Genomic DNA, 18,537 nt, shown 5'->3' on the forward strand with positions numbered 1-18,537 from the left:
TCAGAGAACACGATGGCGCAGTGCGTGCGGCATGAATTCCTTGCGCGACCGGCCCGTGTGCCGTCCCGCGCCCCCGTGCGGTGGGGGTATCTGACAGCCTGTGCGGCGGTTCTGCTTATGGGTGGGGGGCATATGGATCGTGCCGTGGCGCAGGCCACGACGCACCATCACGCCCACCATGGCAAGACAGCGGCCGGCACGACATCCCTGGGCACGGCGTCCTCCCATGCCCATGCGGGTAAAGAGAAGAAAGCCCACGCGGCAGGGGGGCACCGCCACCACCATGCCGCTGCCGTGGCCGGTGCGGCGGCAGGGGCCGCGACCGGCGCGGGGGCGGCTGCCGTTGCCGGTAGTGCACAGCAGCCTGCGCCGCCTGCGCATGCGACGGCGGCTTCCGCGCCTGATACACCACCTGCGACGCTTGCGCCGGTGGATAACACCAAGGGCAGCGTGACCGGCCTGCCGCTGCCGCGCTTTGCCGCATTTCGTGCGGATGAGGTCAACCTGCGCACCGGGCCGGGCCAGCGCTATCCCATTGACTGGGTGTACCACCGTCGCGGCCTGCCGGTGAAAATCGAGCGTGAGTTCGATGTCTGGCGCCTGGTGGAGGATTCGGATGGCCAGAAGGGCTGGGTCCATCAGGCAACCCTGGTGGGAACCCGCACGTTTGTCATTCCGGGACTGCCCCCACAGGGCGATGCCCAGCAGGCAGGCCAGCCCACCGCCAAGGAAACCGATGTGATCGGCCGGGCGGATACGCGCATTGTCGGCCACGTGGCGGATGTGGCTGATGCGGCGGACATAAAGGGTGCGGTCATGCTGCGTTCGGATGCCAGCCCGACATCATCCGTCGTGGCCGTGCTGCGCCCCGGCGTGGTGGGCACCGTGCGCCAGTGTCAGGCGGGAACGTCGTGGTGTAAGGTATCTGTCAAGCAGTACAGCGGCTGGCTGGAACGCAGCACGATGTGGGGGCTGTTGCCGCAGGAGGTCATATCCCCCTCCTGATGACTGATGGAAACAGGCTGGAGAAGAAAATGCCGGATACCCCCTATCGCGCCCTGCGCCGGACCAAGATCGTGTCAACCCTGGGTCCGGCCACGTCAGATCACGCGACCATCCGTGCGCTGGCTGTGGCGGGGGTGGATGTATTCCGGCTCAATTTTTCCCACGGCACCCATGCCGACCATGCGGCCCGCCATGCCGTGATCCGTGATGTCGAGGCCGAACTGGGCCGCCCCATTGGCATTCTGGCCGACGTGCAGGGGCCAAAACTGCGCGTAGGCCATTTTTCCAATGGGAAGGTGCAGCTGAGTGCTGGTGCACGGTTCCGGCTGGACCTTGATCCCACACCGGGGAACGAGACCCGGGTCTGCCTGCCGCATCCCGAAATCATTGCCGCCGCCGCCGAGGGCAGCACCCTGCTGCTTGACGACGGGCGGCTGGCGTTGCGGGTGTGCGGGCGTGGCGATGATTTCCTTTTGACGGAGGTCGTGCTGGGTGGTCCGCTGTCGGATCACAAGGGGGTCAACGTGCCCGATGTGGTTCTGCCCATTCCCGCGCTGACGGACAAGGACCGGGTGGATATGGCCTTTGCGCTGGACCTTGGCATCGAATATGTCGGCCTGTCCTTTGTGCAGCGCCCCGCAGACGTGCGCGAAGCCCGGAAACTGGCTGCTGGCCGGGCATGGATCATGACCAAGCTGGAAAAGCCGCAGGCCATGGACAACCTGCACGAAATCGTCGCCCTGTCGGACGCGGTGATGGTGGCGCGTGGCGACCTGGGTGTCGAATTGCCTCCTGAACGTGTGCCGCTGGCGCAGAAGCGCATCATCCGTGTTGCCCGGCAGCTTGGTCGCCCCGTCGTGGTGGCGACCCAGATGCTGGAAAGCATGGTGTCCGCCCCCACTCCTACCCGCGCGGAGGCGTCCGACGTGGCGACGGCCGTGTTTGACGGGGCGGATGCCGTCATGCTGTCGGCCGAAACGGCGGTGGGGTCATATCCGCGTGAAGCCGTCGCCATCATGGACCGGATCGTGCGCAGGGTAGAGGAAGACGAGGTCTGGCGTCGCCAGATGGAAACCTCCAGCCCCGACCCCGACCATGATGTGCCCGGCGCGATTGCCGCCGCCGCCCGGCAGATTTCCGCCACCCTTGATGCCGCCGCCGTGGTGGCCTTCACGCTGTCGGGCCGCACGGCGCTGCGCATTGCGCGGGAACGGCCGGGCTGTCCCATCCTTGGCCTGACGCCGACCGATGACATCGCCCGCAGGCTGGCGGTGGCGTGGGGTGTGCAGGCGGTCTCGGTCGGGCAGGAAGCCCCCGTCCATAATATCGAAAGCGTGGTGGATCAGGCGCTGGCGGTGACCAAGGGCGATGGCTATGGCGTGGTGGGAGACGCGGTGGTGATCGTGGCCGGACTGCCATTCGGGGTGGCGGGCAGCACCAATACGCTGCGGATTGCCACCGTTAGCTGAAGCTTTTTTCAGAAAGCGTCCTGAAACGCCGCCTTGTCTGAAAAAAGGCGGCAGCCGGAAACCTCCATCTTTTGAAAAACCGTTTTCAGGCCTGTCGGTTTTCAATCAGGCTGCGCCGGATGGCTCGGCCGCGCTTGATGCGGCTGACGATCACGTCTTCATCGCCGGTGCGGATGGCGTCACCCATGGCCTGCGCATCCGCGATGAAACGGTCGAGCATGTCCAGCAGCGCCTCGCGGTTGTTCAGGAAGATGTCGCGCCACATGGTCGGGTCGGACGCCGCGATGCGAGTGAAATCCCGAAAGCCTGATGCCGCGAAATCCAGCACTTCCGATCGCGTTTCATCGGCCAGGTCATCCGCCGTGCCGCATATGGTGAAGGCCAGCAGGTGTGGCAGGTGGCTGACAATGGCGCAGACGCGGTCATGGTGGTCAACGGTCATGCTGCGCACGCGTGCGCCCATCATTTCCCATAATTCCGTAACGCGCCTGATGGCGTCGGTCGGGGTATGTCCGGGCGGGGTCAGCAGGCACCACCGGTCCTCGAACAGGGTGGCGAACCCGGCATCAGGGCCGGAAAACTCGGTGCCCGCCATGGGGTGCGCGGGAATGAAGGCAATATCGGGATACTGCGCCAGCAGTGGCGTCATGGCTTCCATGACTGTGGTCTTGACCGATCCGACCTCGCTCAGGATCGCCCCCTTTTTCATGACCGGCATGACCTGGGCTGCAACCATGGCGATCGCGCCCACCGGCACGCATATGATCACGCAGTCCGCATCCCGTGCGGCGGTGGCGGGGTCGGATTCGACCCGGTCGGCAATGCCCAGTTCGGTCACGCGGGCGCGGACCTCGGGGCTTATGTCACAGGCCACCAGCCGACGTGCGATGCGCCGGTCTTCCATGCCGCGCCGCAGGATGGAAGACCCGATCAGGCCGGGGCCGATAATGACCAGCGTATCGAACAGGGGCACGGGTTGGTCCGTCATGGTGGGGCTGTCTGTCTGGCTCTGGGTTTCACAGGGGCGCGGGAGATCAATCCCGCGTGATGTCCGTGGGCGGCGCGGGGTCGTGGATGGACACGGGGGCAACCGCCGGCGCGGTGTCCGCCTGTGTGGAGCGGCGGCGCAGGGCGCGCATTTCCATTCCCTGCCACAGCAGCAGCATGGGAATGCCGATCACCAGTTCACGCCCGCGGCGCAGCAGCGACAGCCCCAGCGAGACGGACGGCGCGATGCCGAAGGCCGAGCCAAGGGCGATATAGGCGGCTTCCTGCACCCCCAGTCCGGCTGGCACCAGGAATGACACGGACATGATGCCGCAGGCTACGCCCTCGATCGCGATGGCGCCGCTGAAGCCCAGATGCGCGCCAAGGAAGTAGTAGGCCACCCAGATCGTGGCCGCACTGCCCAGCCAGCCCACGTAATGCAGCAGTGCGCCCTGCACGATGCGGCTGGGGTGGGACCAGATGGCGTCGAAGCGTTCCTGTATGCTGTCGGCGCTGCTCAGCATCGCGTCCTGCCACTGGGCGGCCATGTTGTTCCCCAGCATCTTGCCCGCGCGCTTGAGCAGGTCGCCGCCACGGCGCTGGGTATAGACAAAGCCCGCGATGCCCATGCTCAGCAGCACAAGGCCGATCATGACCGGCCGGGCGAACGGGCTGGACTGCTGATGGGCCACCAGGCACACCACGGCGGTCAGGATGAACAGGATCTGGCCCATCACCTCCGTAGTGATGTCCACCAGATTGGCGCAGGCGGCTTCGCTGCCATCGATATGGCGGCCCTTCGTCCCGGCGAACAGATCGCTCGAACACGTGGCGCGGATGCCCAGCACCATGCCGCCCAGCTGCGAAAACGGCAGGCAGGAGGCGGCGGCGTCACGGATCATGCGCGAAACCAGCAACTGCACGAACGGAATGTCCCGACAAGCTGCGTGCCATGCAAGACCCAGTATTGCATCAACTGCAAGCTGGGCCATGACGGTCGCCATGAAGCCGGCAAACCCGATGGAGACGATGGCCTTCATGACCGAACCCGCGCCAAGCCACGCGGTGCAGCCAGTCAGCAGGGCCAGGCCAAGGATGGCCAGCAGGATGGTGAGCTTTCTCAAAAAAGATCCGTCTTGGTCTGTTGGCGTCGGGACACCGGGTAAAATTCATGCCTCAGTGGCCGGTTGTGCCTGACTTACACTACAGCAGGGTCTGGCGCCACCGGGAGGTGTCGGGATAAATGGAACGCCCGCTGGTTGCGAGTCCGTAATCGCAATCGTGAATTCTGTCCCCTGACGGAGCGATCGTTCAGACCATGACTGCCCCAACCCTTGTAACCGGTGCGACCGGTTTTGTCGGCTCCGCCGTTGCCCGTAATCTGGTGGAGCGTGGCCATACCCTCCGGCTCATGGTACGCAAGGGAAGCGACCTGACCAACCTGCGTGACCTGCCCGCCGAACTGGTGGAAGGGGATCTGTCCAGCCCCGACAGTTTCGACGCGGCGGTGAAAGGCTGCCGCTACGTATTCCATGTGGCGGCGGATTACCGGCTGTGGGTTCCCGACCCGGTGCCCATGATGATCGCCAATGTGGAAGGCACGCGCGCGCTGATGCTGGCGGCGCAGAAGGCGGGGGTGGAGCGGATTGTCTACTGTTCGTCCGTCGCGGCCCTTGGCCTGATTGGTGACGGCACGATTTCGGATGAGGAAACGCCGGTTCATGAACATGGCGTGATCGGCATCTACAAACGTTCCAAATACCGTGCCGAGCAGGAAGTCCTGCGCCTGGTGCATGAACGCGCGCTGCCTGCCGTGATCGTGAACCCGTCCACGCCCGTGGGCCCGCGCGACATCAAGCCCACGCCCACGGGGCAGATGATCCTGGACTGCGCGGCGGGCCGCATGCCGGCCTATGTCGATACCGGTGTCAACATCGTGCACGTGGATGACGTGGCCGAGGGGCATGCGCTGGCGCTGGAGCGCGGGCGGATCGGGGAAAAATACATTCTGGGTGGCCAGAATTACCTGCTGCGCGACCTGTTCGCCATGACGGCCGAACTCGCCGGTGTCGCCCCGCCGCGGATAAGCCTGCCGCAGGCCGTGATCTGGCCCGTGGCCGTGGCCAGCGAATGGCTGTCCCGTGCATTTGGCATCGCGCCACGGGTGACGACCGAAATGCTGGCCATGTCGCACAAGAAGATGTTCTTTTCCTCTGACAAGGCAATCCGGGAACTGGGCTATGCCCCCCGTCCCGCGCGGGACGCGGTGAAGGATGCGATCGACTGGTTCCGTCAGCACGGAATGCTGGATTGAGGACCCTGTCATGCTGCTGCTTGCGCTTTCCATTCTGGTGTTCGTCATCTGGCTTGGACTGATTTTCTGCCACGGCTGGTTCTGGCAGGCGGGACCGATCCTCTCCCCCGTGCGTGGCGCGCAGCTTCGGGCCGCGGACTGTCCGGAAGTCTGCATCGTGGTACCCGCGCGGGATGAAGCGGCATCGGTTGTGCCGTGCATAAGTTCCCTGCTGGCGCAGGATTATCCGGGTGAGATGCATGTCATCCTGGTGGATGACAACAGCACCGATGGCACGGGCCGGCTGGCGCGCACCATTCCCGACCCGCGCAGGCGGCTGACGGTGGTCAATGGAAAGGCGCGGCCCGCAGGCTGGAGCGGCAAGCTGTGGGCGGTGGCGCAGGGCGTTGCACGGGCGCGGGAGATGATGCCCGATTCCACGGGGTTCGTGCTGATGACCGATGCGGACATTACCCATGACCCGCGCCATGTCTCGACCCTGGTGGCCAGGGCCCAGGCCGGGAAGCTGGATCAGGTATCGGAAATGGTGGAGCTGAACTGCGCCAGTCCCGCCGAGCGCATGCTGGTCCCGGCGTTCGTCTTCTTTTTCGCGCTGTTGTATCCCTTCGCCAGCGTGAACAACCCGCGCAGCAGGGTGGCCGGGGCGGCAGGGGGCACGGTGCTGGTGCGCTGGAGCGCGCTTGCGCGGATCGGTGGAATCGAAAGCCTGCGCGGCGCGCTGATCGATGACTGCACGCTGGCTGCCCACATCAAGCATAGCGGCGGCCGGATATATCTGGGGCACAGCTGCCTTGCCCGCTCGATCCGGCCCTATCCCCATCCGGCGGATATCTGGCGCATGGTGGCGCGCACGGCCTATGTGCAGCTTGGCTATTCGCCGCTCATGCTGGTGGGAACCGTCATCGGCATGGTGCTGGTGTGGATCGTGCCGCTGCAGCTTGCGCTGTTCAGCCACGGCCTGCCGTGCCTGCTGGGGGCGGGGGCGTGGGTCATGTCCATGGCGTCGTACACCCCCACCTTGCGGCGTTTTAACCAGTCACCGGCATGGGCGCTGTTGCTGCCGGTCATTGCCGGGTTCTATACGCTGGCAACGATCGGTTCGGCGCTGGATCACCATCGGGGCCGGGGCGTGGTGTGGAAAAGCCGCGCCTATACCGAACCCGATGGCGCAATTTCGACACATATGCGCGGTGAGGGCACCGCAGCCGTAATGAACCGCAGCATGGGGGATGACGTAGGGTGAACAGTGAGGAGCGGAACGTGTGGGGCAGCGAGGATGTCTCGTCGGGCAAGGATGCCGGGGATGAGAACTTTCCCGTAGGCTCCCTGCTGATCAGCCGCAGGCTGCGTCCGCATGTCCATGCCTATTATGATTTTGCCCGCGTGATCGATGACATAGTCGATACCGACCGGCTGGATGCGGATGCCAAGATCACGCGCCTCAATGCCATGGAGGACGTGGTACTGGGCAAGCGCATGGCGCCGCAGCGGCCGGATGCGCAGACGGCGGTGCGCGTGGGCCGCACGCTGACACAGACCGGGGTATCCACTGACACCGCCACCGACCTGATCGTGGCCTTTCGGCAGGATGCGGTGAAAAACCGTTATGATACGTGGGAAGAACTGGAGGAATACTGCCGTTATTCCGCCAATCCCGTCGGTCGCTTCCTGCTGCAGCTGCACGGCGAGGACGCGGGCACGTTCGGTCCGTCCGATGCGCTGTGCACCGCGCTGCAGATCATCAACCACCTGCAGGACTGTGCCGATGACCTGCGCAACCTGGACCGCTGCTACCTGCCGCGTCCGTGGCTGGAGCGCGAGGGTGTCAGCGTGGATGACCTGCGCCGTGGCCATACGCTGCCGGGAATGCGGCGGGTGTTCAATGCGCTGCTGGACCGGGTGGATGAACTCAACCGGCATGCGGCGCTGCTGCCCGGACTGATCCGTGACCGGCGCATGCGCATGGAGGCGGCGGTTATCGTGGGTCTGTCAAGGCGTCTGGCGCAGCGGCTGCGGGTGGAAGACCCCATTGCGCGTCGCGTCAAGCTATCGCGCATGGATGTGGCGCGCGCGCTTGCGGGAGCCATGCGCACGCTGGTCTGATGGGCGCGATTTTGTCCTTGGTCGTGATTGCCGCTAAGAACAGGCGGAACTGAAATTCGTAAAGTGAACGGAACACGCGGGAATGGGTTTTTTGCGCGCGCGGCATGATGAGGCCCCGGTACTGGGCTGCGATCCCGCCGATCTGGCCGAGGTGGAGCAGATCGTGGTGCGGTCGGGCACGTCCTTTGGCAAGGGAATGCGTATCCTGCCGCCCGAACGGCGGTATGGCATGTATGCGGTCTATGCCTTCTGCCGTCTTGTCGATGATGTGGCCGATGATGAAGGCGAGCCGGACGACAAGTGCCGCAGGCTGGAAGACTGGCGCGCCCGCATTGCCCGCCTGTATGCGGGCGAGGCGTGTGACGGAATTGACCGCGTGCTGATGGCGACAATCCGTCGTTTCGACCTGCGCCAGCAGGACTTCAATGACGTGATCGACGGGATGGAAATGGACGCCCGTGGTCCCGTCGTCGCGCCGGATGAGGCGACATTCGACCTGTACTGCGACCGCGTGGCTTCCGCCGTGGGGCGGCTGTCGGTGCGGGTGTTTGGCGATGCCTCGACCCATGCCGATCTGGTCGCCTACCATCTGGGGCGCGCGCTGCAGATCACCAACATCCTGCGCGACGTGGCGGAGGATGCGCGTCTGGGCCGGCTGTACCTGCCGCGTGAACTGCTGGAACGTTTCGGCATAACGCCCGAGCCCGCCGCCGTGGTGCATGCGCCCCGCCTGGAACAGGTGGGGCGTATCCTTGCCGGTCGCGCGCACGACCATTTCCGTGCAGCCGGCCGCGCCATGCGGCTGTGTGACCGCACGGCCATGCGGCCCGCACGCGTCATGGGTGCGACCTATGCCGCCATTCTTGCCGCACAGGAACGGCAGGGGTGGGGGACGCCGGAAAAGCGTGTCTCCCTGTCCCGCCCGCGCAAGGTGCTTGTGGCGCTGCGCGCGCTGGTGGCCTGACCCATGCCGGGACATGTCCATATTGTAGGTGGCGGGCTGGCCGGGCTGTCGGCGGCGGTTGAGCTGGCGGGTGGCAGCGAGCGTGTCAGTGTGTACGAGGCCGGTCCCGCCTGTGGCGGCCGGGCACGATCCTATCTTGACCGCCAGCTTGGCTGCCGGATCGACAATGGCAATCACCTGCTGCTGTCGGGTAACCCGGCGGTGTACCGCTATCTTGGCCTGATCGGCGCGCAGGATACGCTGGTGGGGCCGAAGCGCCCGGTTTTCCCGTTTGTGGACCTTGCCGACCGGCTGCGCTGGACGCTGGACCTGTCACGCGGGCGGGTGCCGTTATGGGTGCTGTCAAAACGCAGGCGCGTGCCCGGCATGCGGCTGGCGGAACTGCGCGGCCTGATGGCGCTGATGGAGGCGACGCCCGACATGGTGGTGTCGGACTGCCTGCAGCCCGGCAGCCTTGCCCGCAGGCTGCTTGAACCCTTTGCCATATCCGTCCTCAACACCATGCCCGATACCGGCAGCGCCGCCCTGCTGGGCGCCGTGGTGAAGGAAAGCCTTGCGCGGGGGGGACGTAACTGCCTTCCCCGTTTTCCGGCGGTCGGACTGTCGGAAAGCTTCGTGGACCCGGCACTTGACCACCTGTCGGTGCTGAAGGCCGAGGTGCGGACCGGCAGCCGTGTCAGCGCGGTCGAGATGGTCGATGGCAGCGTTGCCGCCCTGCATGTGGGGGATGAACGGATTGCGATGGGGCCGAATGATACGGTGATCATGGCGGTGCCGGCACCCGTGGCGGCCAGCCTGCTGGCGGCCGACCTGCCGGGGTTCAGCGCCCCGGATGAGTTCGAGTCGATCCTGAACGTGCATTTCCTGCTGCCCGATGCCCCGGTGCTGACCGGCGGGCTGGCCCAGGCCCGTTTTATCGGGGTTGTGGGCGGTATCAGTGAATGGGTGTTCGTCAAGGATCGGATCCTGTCGGTTACGGTCAGTGCCGCCAACCGCTATGCCACGCGCGACCTTGATGAGCTGGCAGCCATTATCTGGAACGAAGTCCGCGCCGCGATCGACCCGGCCGCCACGGCGCCCCTGCCGGTTGCCATGCCACCGCTGCGTATCGTGCGTGAAAAACGCGCGACCTTTGCCGCGACCGTGCAGCAGGACCGCCTGCGGCCCGGCACGCGGACCATGGCGCCCAACCTGCTGCTGGCGGGTGACTGGACGGCAACCGGATTGCCCGCCACAATCGAGGGCGCAATCAGGTCAGGTGCCGCGGCGGCGCAGGCTGTCCATGCCCGCAGGAATACGCCGGGCCGACCGGAACAATGATGTACGGATCTGCAACAGGCCCCCGTCATGACACGGGGAACATGGAATAATGGCAAAGACACCCGAGACGACGACCACAGCATCCCGCGCCCGCAAGACGACAGCAACACCCCGCCGGGCGACCAGACCCCGTGTCGCACCGGATGCCCCGCTGGACCCGGCCGATCTGGACCAGGCGGTCACGCGCGCGCATGCGGCACTGGGCAAGCGGCAGGCGGATGACGGGCACTGGGTCTTTGATCTGGAGGCCGATGCCACCATCCCGGCGGAATACGTGCTGCTGGAACATTATCTGGACCGCATTGACCCCGCGCTGGAACAGCGGATCGGGATATACCTGCGCCGGATACAGGGCGCGCATGGCGGCTGGCCGCTGTATCAGGACGGAACGTTCGACCTGTCGGCGTCGGTCAAGGCGTATTTTGCCCTCAAGGCGATTGGCGACAGCGTGCATGCGCCGCACATGGTGCGCGCACGGCAGGCCATCCTTGACCATGGCGGGGCGGAGCGGACCAATGTGTTCACCCGTATCCAGCTTGCCCTGTTTGGTGACGTGCCATGGGACGCGGCCCCCGTCATGCCGGTCGAGATCATGCTGCTGCCGCGCAGGGCGCTGTTCTCGGTATGGAACATGTCCTACTGGTCGCGCACGGTGATCGCGCCGCTGCTGGTGCTGGCGGCACTCCGCCCCACTGCGGTCAATCCGCGCCGGGTGCATGTGCACGAACTGTTCGTGACGCCGCCCGGAAAGGTACGGGACTGGATTCGCGGGCCATACCGCTCCGTCTGGGGGCATGTGTTCCGCTATGCGGATGCGGTGCTGCGGCCTGCTGAACGCCTGATCCCCGAAAAGACGCGGCGCAGGGCCATAAAGGCGGCAGTCGATTTCATCGAGCCACGGCTGAACGGGCTGGATGGGCTTGGGGCCATTTACCCCGCCATGGCCAATACGGTCATGATGTTCCGCGCGCTGGGCATATCCGATGACGACCCGCGCGCGAAAGCCGCGTGGGAGGCGGTGCAGCGCCTGCTGGTCAATCAGGGCAAGGAAACGTACTGCCAGCCCTGTGTCTCCCCCATCTGGGATACCGGTCTGGCCGGTCATGCCATGATCGAGGCCGCATCCGGTCCCGGCGGCATCGCGCCGGAGGAGACGAAACGCAAACTGGCGACTGCCGCAAGGTGGCTGCGTGAACGCCAGATCCTGAACGTCAGGGGGGACTGGTCCATCAACCGTCCCGATGTCCGGCCCGGTGGGTGGGCGTTCCAGTACGCCAATGATTATTACCCTGATGTGGATGACACCGCCGTTGTCGGCATGCTGCTGCACCGCGACGGTGACCCGGCCAATGCGGAGGCGATTGCCCGCGCGCGGGAATGGATCATCGGCATGCAGGGCAGCAATGGCGGCTGGGGCGCATTCGATGTTGATAACAGCCGCGACGTGCTCAACCACATTCCCTTTGCCGACCATGGCGCACTGCTTGACCCGCCCACGGCGGACGTGACGGCGCGCTGCATTTCCTTCCTCGCGCAGCTGCGTCAGGTCGAGGACCACGGCGCGATCGAACGCGGTATCGCCTATCTGCGCAGGGAGCAGGAAAAGGACGGATCGTGGTTCGGGCGCTGGGGCACCAATTACATCTATGGCACGTGGTCCGTGCTGTGCGCGCTCAATGCCGCCGGGATGCCGCATGGCGATCCCATGATTATCCGTGCGGTCGACTGGCTTCGTCGCCACCAGCGTGCCGATGGCGGCTGGGGCGAAGGCTGCGAGAGTTATGAAGGCGGTGCGCATGGCGACTATAAGCAGAGCCTGCCCTCACAGACCGCATGGGCCGTACTGGGCATGATGGCGGTCGGCCTGCGGGATGACCCGGCCGTGGCGCGGGGCATTGCCTGGCTGGGCCGCACGCAGGGCAGGAATGGCGAATGGAAGGAAGAACCCTATAACGCCGTCGGTTTTCCCAGGGTGTTCTACCTGCGCTACCATGGTTACCGGCAGTTCTTCCCGCTTCTGGCCCTGGCGCGGTACCGGAACATGCAGCTGAGCAATTCCGGCCGTGTTGGCTATGGTTTCTGACTGGGGGCGGTAACAATGTCTGATAGTGTATCTGTGTCCCCATTCTCCCGGCTGGGTATCGTAGTGGGGATGGAGGCGGAAGCATCCCTGATCCGTCCCTTCCTGCCCACGGCCCGTTTCGGGTTGAGTGGGGCCACCCTGTCCGGTGCGCGACAGGCTGTGCTGGATCTGGTGGAAGGCGGGGTGGATGCGCTGCTGTCCTTCGGGCTTGCGGCGGGGCTGGATCCCGCGCTCCGGCCCGGGGCGGTGGTCATGCCACGTCATGTCATGGTCAATGGTGAACGTCTGGCTGCTGCTCCCGCCCTGCTGGACTGGTTGGGGGCGGACCGGGCGGATGTCATCAATGGCGATCTGCTGCATAGCGACGTGATTGTTACCGCAGCCACGCGCAAGACGGCCCTGTTCCACCAGACAGGGTGCGTGGCGCTGGATATGGAAAGTGGCGTGGTGGCGGAAATGGCTGCGGCCCGGCAGGTGCCCTTTGCCGTCATGCGTGTCGTGTGTGACCCGGCGGACCGGACCCTGCCGCCTGCCGCGGTTGTGGCGCTGCGGCCGGATGGCAGTCTGGCGGTCGGGGCGCTTGTGCGCAGCATTGTCTGCAACCCGTTCCAGATTCCGGCGCTGATCCGTGTGGGACGGGATGCGGGGCAGGCGCGTGCGGCGGCAAAGGCGGCGCTGGAACGGCGTTTTTCCTGATCCGGGCAGGGGCCGCCATAAGTGCGGGCAGGAATGACCGGACGTGTGGCACGCGGATGTGATATGCGTTGCCATGGCAGGGCAGCCGTGCGCGGGGGCGCGCCTGTTACGGCGCGATTGAATTAACCGTTTGATTTACATTTGTTTTTGGCGTGATTCGGGTCAATGTACCCATGCCTGATGGATGCAGCATGCGGGATGCAGCCCATTATTTCGCTTCCTTGAAGCCTGCTGCGATGTAGGCAATTGATTCGCATCAATGTCACGAATGGCAGATCAGCGTGACATATTGCCGGTTGTAAAAAACAGGGGGGAGACAGGCATGACACGCGCTGTGCTGGCACTGAATGCAGGATCATCCAGCCTGAAGTTCGCCCTGTTTGCCATTGAGCCGGGGGAAACGGCGGCCTCCCCCAGCCATCGTATTGCATCGGGGGAACTTGAGGGAATCGGCATCCATCCCCATTTCGTCGCCCATGATGCAGCAGGCCGCGTGCTGGTGGATGAAAAATGGGCCCCCGTCGCCGAGGGGGCTAAAGATGCGGCGCATCATGGCCCCATGGCAACCCTGATGGAATGGGTGGGCAGGCAACTGGGTACCGTGGACCTCATGGCGGTTGGCCATCGCGTGGTGCATGGCGGTCCCGAATTCATTGCCCCCGTGCGGGTCACCCCGGATATTCTGGCCCGGCTTGCGGCCCTGACCCCCTTCGCCCCGCTGCACCAGCCCGGCAGCCTTGCGCCCATCCGCGCGCTGCTGGACCAGCATCCCGACCTGCCACAGGTCGCGTGTTTCGATACCGGTTTCCACCATACCCTGCCCGCGGTTGCGCAGGCGCAGGCCCTGCCGCGGGATTACGCCGACCGGGGCGTGCGACGGTACGGGTTCCATGGGCTGTCATACGAATACATTGCGTCCGTTCTGCGCGCACGGGCGCCACATCTGGCGCAGGGGCGGACAATTGTCGCGCATATCGGCAGCGGGGGCAGCCTGTGTGCCCTGCAGGCCGGGCGCAGCATTGATACCACCATGGGCTTTTCAGTGCTGGATGGCCTGGTCATGGGGACACGGTGCGGGCATCTGGACCCCGGCGTCATCCTGTACATGCTCAAGGAAGAAGGGCTGGGTGCGGCGGAAATCGAAAATATCCTCTACCATCGCTCCGGGCTGCTGGGGGTGTCGGGCCTGTCGGCGGATATGCGCGACCTGCACGCCCATGCCGGGGTCAGCCCGGAGGTGACGCAGGCGCTTGACCTGTTCGTCTATCGTTTTGCCCAGCAGGCCGGCGGCATGATGGCGGCGCTGCAGGGGCTGGACGGGCTGGTGTTTACCGCGGGCATCGGGGAACATGACGCCTTGATCCGCGCGGCGATCTGCGAACGGCTGGAATGGGCGGGTGTCCGCCTTGATGCGCAGGCCAATGCCGCACACCATGAAATCATAAGCATGCCGGATAGTGCCGTGGAAGTGCGGGTCATCCCCACCGATGAGGAAACGACAATCCGTCGGCATGTGCTGATGTGTCTGTCCTGAACGCAGGCCGGACAGGGATAGAATGTCTCGGAAGGAACGGAAATGAGTGAAACTGCATCCGCAACACCGCTGTCCGCAGCGGATGTCGCGCTGTTCAACAAGTGGTGGCATGCAGCAAACTATCTGTCGATTGCCCAGATCTACCTGCTGACGAACCCGCTGCTGCGTGAACCGCTGAAGCTGGAACATACCAAGCCCCGGCTGCTGGGCCACTGGGGCACCACGCCGGGCCTGAACTTTCTGTACCTGCACCTCAACCGCATCATCCGTGAACAGGATCGCAGCATCCTGTTCGTGGCGGGGCCGGGCCACGGGGCGCCGGGGGTGGTGGCGAGCACCTATCTGGAAGGCACGTACAGCGAGTATTTCCCCGAAGTATCGCAGGATGCGGACGGTCTGGCGAAGCTGGTCAAGCAGTTCTCCTTCCCCGGTGGCATTCCCAGCCATGCGGCACCCACCACGCCGGGTTCCATCAATGAAGGTGGGGAACTGGGGTATTCGCTGTCTCATGCCTATGGCGCGGCGTTCGATAATCCTGACCTGGTCGTAGCCTGTGTCGTGGGCGATGGCGAAGCCGAAACCGGCCCGATGGCGACATCCTGGCACAGCAACAAGTTCCTGGACCCCAAGACTGATGGCGCGGTCCTGCCGATCCTGCACCTGAACGGCTACAAGATCGCCAATCCGACCGTGCTTGCCCGTATCCCCACCGAGGAACTGCTCAGCCTGTTCCGGGGCTACGGCTATGACCCGATCGAGGTGGCGGGCGATGATCCCGACACCATGCACCAGAAAATGGCCGTGGCGATGGACACGGCCTTTGCGAAGATTGCGGACATCCAGAAAGCCGCGCGCGAGAAGAACGAAACCGCGCGTCCGGCATGGCCCATGATCATCATGCGCACGCCCAAGGGCTGGACCTGCCCCAAGACGGTGGATGGCCTGCGCACGGAAGGGTACTGGCGCGCCCATCAGGTGCCCATTACCGACATGACCAACCCGACCCACCTGAAGCTGCTGGACGAATGGCTGCATAGCTACAGGCCGGAAGAACTGTTTGACGAAAACGGTACCCTGATGCCGGAAATCGCGGCGCTGGCGCCCAAGGGTGACCGCCGCATGAGCGCCAACCCGCATGCCAATGGTGGCCTGCTGCGCCGTGACCTGCGCCTGCCGGATGTGACGGATTATGCCGTGACCGTCTCCTCGCCGGGGCATGAACTTGGCGAAGGTACCCGCGTACTGGGCACGTGGCTGCGTGATGTGATGAAGGCCAACCTGTCTGCCCGCAACTTCCGCGTGCTGGCGCCTGATGAAAACAACTCCAACCGCCTGAACGCGGTGCTGGACGTGACCAACCGCGCATGGAACGCCGAGACCTTCGATTACGACGACCATCTGGCGGTTGATGGTCATGTGATGGAAATCCTGAGCGAGCACACCTGCCAGGGCTGGCTGGAAGGGTACCTGCTGACCGGTCGCCATGGCTTCATGTCATGCTATGAGGCGTTCATCCACATCGTGGATTCGATGGTCAACCAGCATGCCAAGTGGATCAAGCAGGCTGATGAGGTCTCATGGCGCGCGCCGATCGCATCGCTGAACTACCTGCTGACGTCACATGTGTGGCGGCAGGATCATAACGGGTTCAGCCATCAGGACCCCGGTTTCATCGACCATGTGCTGAACAAGAAGGCGAAGACGGTGCGGGTGTTCCTGCCGCCTGATGCCAACACCCTGCTGTGCGTGGCCAAATCATGCCTTGAAAGCCGTGACCGTGTGAACGTGATCGTGGCCGGCAAGCAGCCCGAGCCGCAGTGGCTGGACATGGATTCCGCCATTGCGCATTGCGCCAAGGGCATCGGGATCTGGGAATGGGCCAGCAATGACAAGGGCGGTGAACCCGACGTGGTCATGGCCTGTGCCGGTGACGTGCCGACAATCGAAACGCTGGCAGCCGTACAGTTGCTGAATAAACACCTGCCGGACCTGAAGATCCGTGTGATCAATGTGGTTGATCTGCTGACCCTTGAATCGAAGTCCCAGCACCCGGATGGTCTGGATGATTTCGTGTTCGACAGCCTGTTCACCACCGACAAGCCGGTGATCTTTGCGTTCCATGGCTATCCTGCGCTGATTCACAAGCTGATCTACAAGCGGACCAACTGCCGCAACTTCCATGTGCATGGTTATCGGGAAGAAGGGTCCACCACCACGCCGTTCGATATGACGGTGCGGAACAACCTGGACCGTTTCCATCTGGTGCAGAACGTTATACGGCATGTGCCGGGGCTGGCGGCCAAGGCGGCGTATGCCAACCAGGCCATCAGTGACAAGCTGGTTGAGCACAAGCGTTACGTGGCTGAATATGGTCAGGATCTGCCGGAAATCCGTAACTGGCGCTGGTCATAAGGCGTCAGGTTCCTCAGGGTTCCGGAAAGGGGAGGGCAGTAGTGCCCTCCCTTTTTTTTATACTGGCGTCGGGATAACCCGGCATGCCGTCTTTTTTCCGGAAGGAGGCGATTTCCGAAGTTTTTTGAGAAAAGATTCACCAAAAACGTCTTCATGATTTGATGTATATTTCATGCGCAGGTGCATGAGGCAGTATTCATGAATAAAAACGGCATGAAGGAGACGTTTTCATCTGTACGAACGTAATCAGTTGGGCCAGTCGTCAGGAGCAGGAGCAGGAGCAGGAGCAGGAGCAGGAGCAGGAGCAGGAGCAGGAGCAGGAGCAGGAGCAGGAGCAGGAGCAGGAGCAGGAGCAGGAGCAGGAGCAGGAGCAGGAGCAGGAGCAGGAGCAGGAGCAGGAGCAGGAGCAGGAGCAGGAGCAGGGCTCGGCTGCTGCCCCTCTGGAGCTGCTGGCGGTTGTGTCGCTGCGGAGGTTGGGGTGTGTGCAGGAGCCGAGGTTGAAGATGATGTGATGCCCGCAGGTGGGGATGCGGTCGCGGCAAGGAACTGGGCGAAGCTGTCCTGAATCCTTTGCGCTGCTGCCGGATCGGACAGCAGGGCATTGGGATCGGACGAGTCCACGACAATGACCCGGTCGCCTTCCAGCGGAGAAGGGATGTGGTTCGCCCCCAGCAATGCCCGCACGGCGCGGGCTTTCTGCGGATCATCCTGTTGCGTGATCAGGTCCAGCTGACGGTCCAGCAGGCCGTGACGGTCAATGAAGCTGTTGACGCGCGCGGGAATGCGGATGCACCCCTCGGAATCCGCCTGTCCCAGTCGTGCTTCAAGGAAGGTGGGATCGGTTGCATGCATTTCCAGCCGCACGACCGCCACGGCTCCCTTACGGCGCCAGTCCTCTGTCGTCTGCCAGCCGAAATCCCATACACGCATGCCTTTTTCGCCGTTGCCGCGAATGCCATGCTCGTTTTTCGTTCCCTGGGCGCGATAACCGTAAATCTGCCCGTCATTGAAGAATATGCCGGCGGGCGTGCGGAAATGCTCTTTCCGGCCCGGCCTGCCCGTGCTGACGGATACCATGCCAAGCGGTACAAGCCGGTGCGCGGCCGGGTCCGTCAGTACGATCCACATCAGCTGAACGGCGGGCGCGCGGTCCACAATCAGGACGATTTCCTCATCCTGCGGCCATTCGGCGGTATGATCGAGTATATCCGTCGCCAGCGTCATGGCGCGCTGGGTCTGGCGTGGGCGGGGATGGATCGCCTGCGTGCCCAGTTCCTGCTGTATGTCATGCTGTAGCATGATTGCGGCATCAGGCAGGGCGGTGGCATGGGCCTGCATGGCTGCATCTGTCATGAATACGGTGATCAGGGGCAGGGCACGGAACCAGATCAGGCGTAGTGGAAGCGTCATGCAGGCGGCGTACCTTGGGCAAGAAAAGACAAGCGCATTCTTATACCGTATTTAGGTCTGCCTGCGCAGGGTGGCGGCAGGCCGCCCACGGCATGGCCTCCCTGCATGAACCGCCCCGGGTGCGGTGAAGGATAAACCGTCTGGAGGAATGGAACCGGGGGTTCGCTAAGTATAAACCGAAATCCCCCTTTCCTCTTTGTGGCATATCGGGTTTCCCGTCATGGTCCATATGCGCGGGAT

At 64.1% G+C, this 18,537-nt stretch carries 14 protein-coding genes; 11 read left to right on the forward strand and 3 right to left on the reverse strand.

Annotated elements, in window-relative coordinates:
- The first annotated feature begins 12 nt into the window (after positions 1-12).
- Together HNO79_RS03425 and pyk are read left to right on the forward strand one after the other, a co-directional pair.
- Positions 13-1,005, forward strand: coding sequence for an SH3 domain-containing protein (locus HNO79_RS03425; protein ID WP_214164704.1), 993 nt, complete (start codon positions 13-15; stop codon positions 1,003-1,005).
- A 29-nt stretch (positions 1,006-1,034) separates the two neighbouring features.
- The gene (pyk, locus tag HNO79_RS03430) at positions 1,035-2,474 is read left to right on the forward strand and encodes a pyruvate kinase (RefSeq protein WP_244987407.1); all 1,440 of its coding nucleotides are present in this window, start codon (positions 1,035-1,037) and stop codon (positions 2,472-2,474) included.
- An 85-nt stretch (positions 2,475-2,559) separates the two neighbouring features.
- Here the strand turns inward: pyk and HNO79_RS03435 are convergent, their stop codons facing one another.
- On the reverse strand, positions 2,560-3,462 hold the full coding sequence (locus tag HNO79_RS03435) for a prephenate dehydrogenase/arogenate dehydrogenase family protein (protein WP_214164706.1): 903 nt from the start codon (positions 3,460-3,462) through the stop codon (positions 2,560-2,562).
- A 46-nt stretch (positions 3,463-3,508) separates the two neighbouring features.
- Complete coding sequence (locus HNO79_RS03440; protein WP_010513720.1) at positions 3,509-4,585, reverse strand: lysylphosphatidylglycerol synthase domain-containing protein; 1,077 nt, start codon at positions 4,583-4,585, stop codon at positions 3,509-3,511.
- A gap of 194 nt (positions 4,586-4,779) precedes the next feature.
- Between HNO79_RS03440 and hpnA the strand changes: the two genes are divergently transcribed.
- The 9 genes from hpnA to HNO79_RS03485 all read left to right on the forward strand — a co-directional run bounded on the left by hpnA (position 4,780) and on the right by HNO79_RS03485 (position 16,887).
- Positions 4,780-5,775: a hopanoid-associated sugar epimerase gene (gene hpnA, locus HNO79_RS03445; RefSeq protein WP_010513721.1), complete on the forward strand. Its 996-nt coding sequence runs from the start codon at positions 4,780-4,782 to the stop codon at positions 5,773-5,775.
- 10 nt (positions 5,776-5,785) lie between these two features.
- Entirely contained in the window at positions 5,786-7,018 is a 1,233-nt protein-coding gene (locus HNO79_RS03450; protein ID WP_048856041.1) for a glycosyltransferase, read from the forward strand.
- Complete coding sequence (hpnC, locus tag HNO79_RS03455; RefSeq protein WP_010513723.1) at positions 7,015-7,878, forward strand: squalene synthase HpnC; 864 nt, start codon at positions 7,015-7,017, stop codon at positions 7,876-7,878. The genes HNO79_RS03450 and hpnC overlap by 4 nt, the downstream gene beginning before the upstream one ends.
- Positions 7,879-7,960: 82 nt before the next feature.
- Positions 7,961-8,842 carry a presqualene diphosphate synthase HpnD gene (hpnD, locus tag HNO79_RS03460; protein WP_214164707.1) on the forward strand — a complete coding sequence of 294 codons (882 nt, stop codon included), beginning with the start codon at positions 7,961-7,963 and terminating at the stop codon, positions 8,840-8,842.
- Between the two features lie 3 nt (positions 8,843-8,845).
- Positions 8,846-10,162, forward strand: coding sequence for a hydroxysqualene dehydroxylase HpnE (hpnE, locus tag HNO79_RS03465; protein ID WP_214164708.1), 1,317 nt, complete (start codon positions 8,846-8,848; stop codon positions 10,160-10,162).
- 49 nt (positions 10,163-10,211) lie between these two features.
- Entirely contained in the window at positions 10,212-12,245 is a 2,034-nt protein-coding gene (gene shc / locus HNO79_RS03470; RefSeq protein WP_242405382.1) for a squalene--hopene cyclase, read from the forward strand.
- 15 nt (positions 12,246-12,260) lie between these two features.
- Positions 12,261-12,941: a phosphorylase family protein gene (locus tag HNO79_RS03475; protein ID WP_029329355.1), complete on the forward strand. Its 681-nt coding sequence runs from the start codon at positions 12,261-12,263 to the stop codon at positions 12,939-12,941.
- Between the two features lie 322 nt (positions 12,942-13,263).
- Positions 13,264-14,475 (forward strand): acetate/propionate family kinase, encoded by a 1,212-nt coding sequence (locus HNO79_RS03480; RefSeq protein ID WP_214164709.1) that lies wholly within the window; start codon positions 13,264-13,266, stop codon positions 14,473-14,475.
- A gap of 42 nt (positions 14,476-14,517) precedes the next feature.
- Positions 14,518-16,887: a phosphoketolase family protein gene (locus HNO79_RS03485; RefSeq protein ID WP_214164710.1), complete on the forward strand. Its 2,370-nt coding sequence runs from the start codon at positions 14,518-14,520 to the stop codon at positions 16,885-16,887.
- Between the two features lie 246 nt (positions 16,888-17,133).
- Here HNO79_RS03485 and HNO79_RS03490 read toward each other — a convergent pair whose 3' ends face one another.
- Positions 17,134-18,297: a L,D-transpeptidase gene (locus HNO79_RS03490; RefSeq protein WP_214176802.1), complete on the reverse strand. Its 1,164-nt coding sequence runs from the start codon at positions 18,295-18,297 to the stop codon at positions 17,134-17,136.
- Positions 18,298-18,537 lie beyond the last annotated feature (240 nt).

Origin of the sequence: Komagataeibacter oboediens (genome assembly GCF_018491655.1) — a bacterium.
GTDB classification, from domain to species: Bacteria; Pseudomonadota; Alphaproteobacteria; order Acetobacterales; family Acetobacteraceae; genus Komagataeibacter; species Komagataeibacter oboediens.

Excerpts from the sequence above, each read along its gene's own strand:
- hpnE (WP_214164708.1), top strand. The coding sequence starts at position 8,846 with ATGCCGGGACATGTCCATATTGTAGGTGGCGGGCTGGCCGGGCTGTCG.
- HNO79_RS03485 (WP_214164710.1), top strand. The coding sequence starts at position 14,518 with ATGAGTGAAACTGCATCCGCAACACCGCTGTCCGCAGCGGATGTCGCG.
- HNO79_RS03475 (WP_029329355.1), top strand. The coding sequence starts at position 12,261 with ATGTCTGATAGTGTATCTGTGTCCCCATTCTCCCGGCTGGGTATCGTA.
- hpnA (WP_010513721.1), top strand. The coding sequence starts at position 4,780 with ATGACTGCCCCAACCCTTGTAACCGGTGCGACCGGTTTTGTCGGCTCC.
- HNO79_RS03425 (WP_214164704.1), top strand. The coding sequence starts at position 13 with ATGGCGCAGTGCGTGCGGCATGAATTCCTTGCGCGACCGGCCCGTGTG.
- hpnD (WP_214164707.1), top strand. The coding sequence starts at position 7,961 with ATGGGTTTTTTGCGCGCGCGGCATGATGAGGCCCCGGTACTGGGCTGC.
- HNO79_RS03480 (WP_214164709.1), top strand. The coding sequence starts at position 13,264 with ATGACACGCGCTGTGCTGGCACTGAATGCAGGATCATCCAGCCTGAAG.
- HNO79_RS03450 (WP_048856041.1), top strand. The coding sequence starts at position 5,786 with ATGCTGCTGCTTGCGCTTTCCATTCTGGTGTTCGTCATCTGGCTTGGA.
- HNO79_RS03435 (WP_214164706.1), bottom strand. The coding sequence starts at position 3,462 with ATGACGGACCAACCCGTGCCCCTGTTCGATACGCTGGTCATTATCGGC.
- pyk (WP_244987407.1), top strand. The coding sequence starts at position 1,035 with ATGCCGGATACCCCCTATCGCGCCCTGCGCCGGACCAAGATCGTGTCA.
- HNO79_RS03490 (WP_214176802.1), bottom strand. The coding sequence starts at position 18,297 with ATGACGCTTCCACTACGCCTGATCTGGTTCCGTGCCCTGCCCCTGATC.
- shc (WP_242405382.1), top strand. The coding sequence starts at position 10,212 with ATGGCAAAGACACCCGAGACGACGACCACAGCATCCCGCGCCCGCAAG.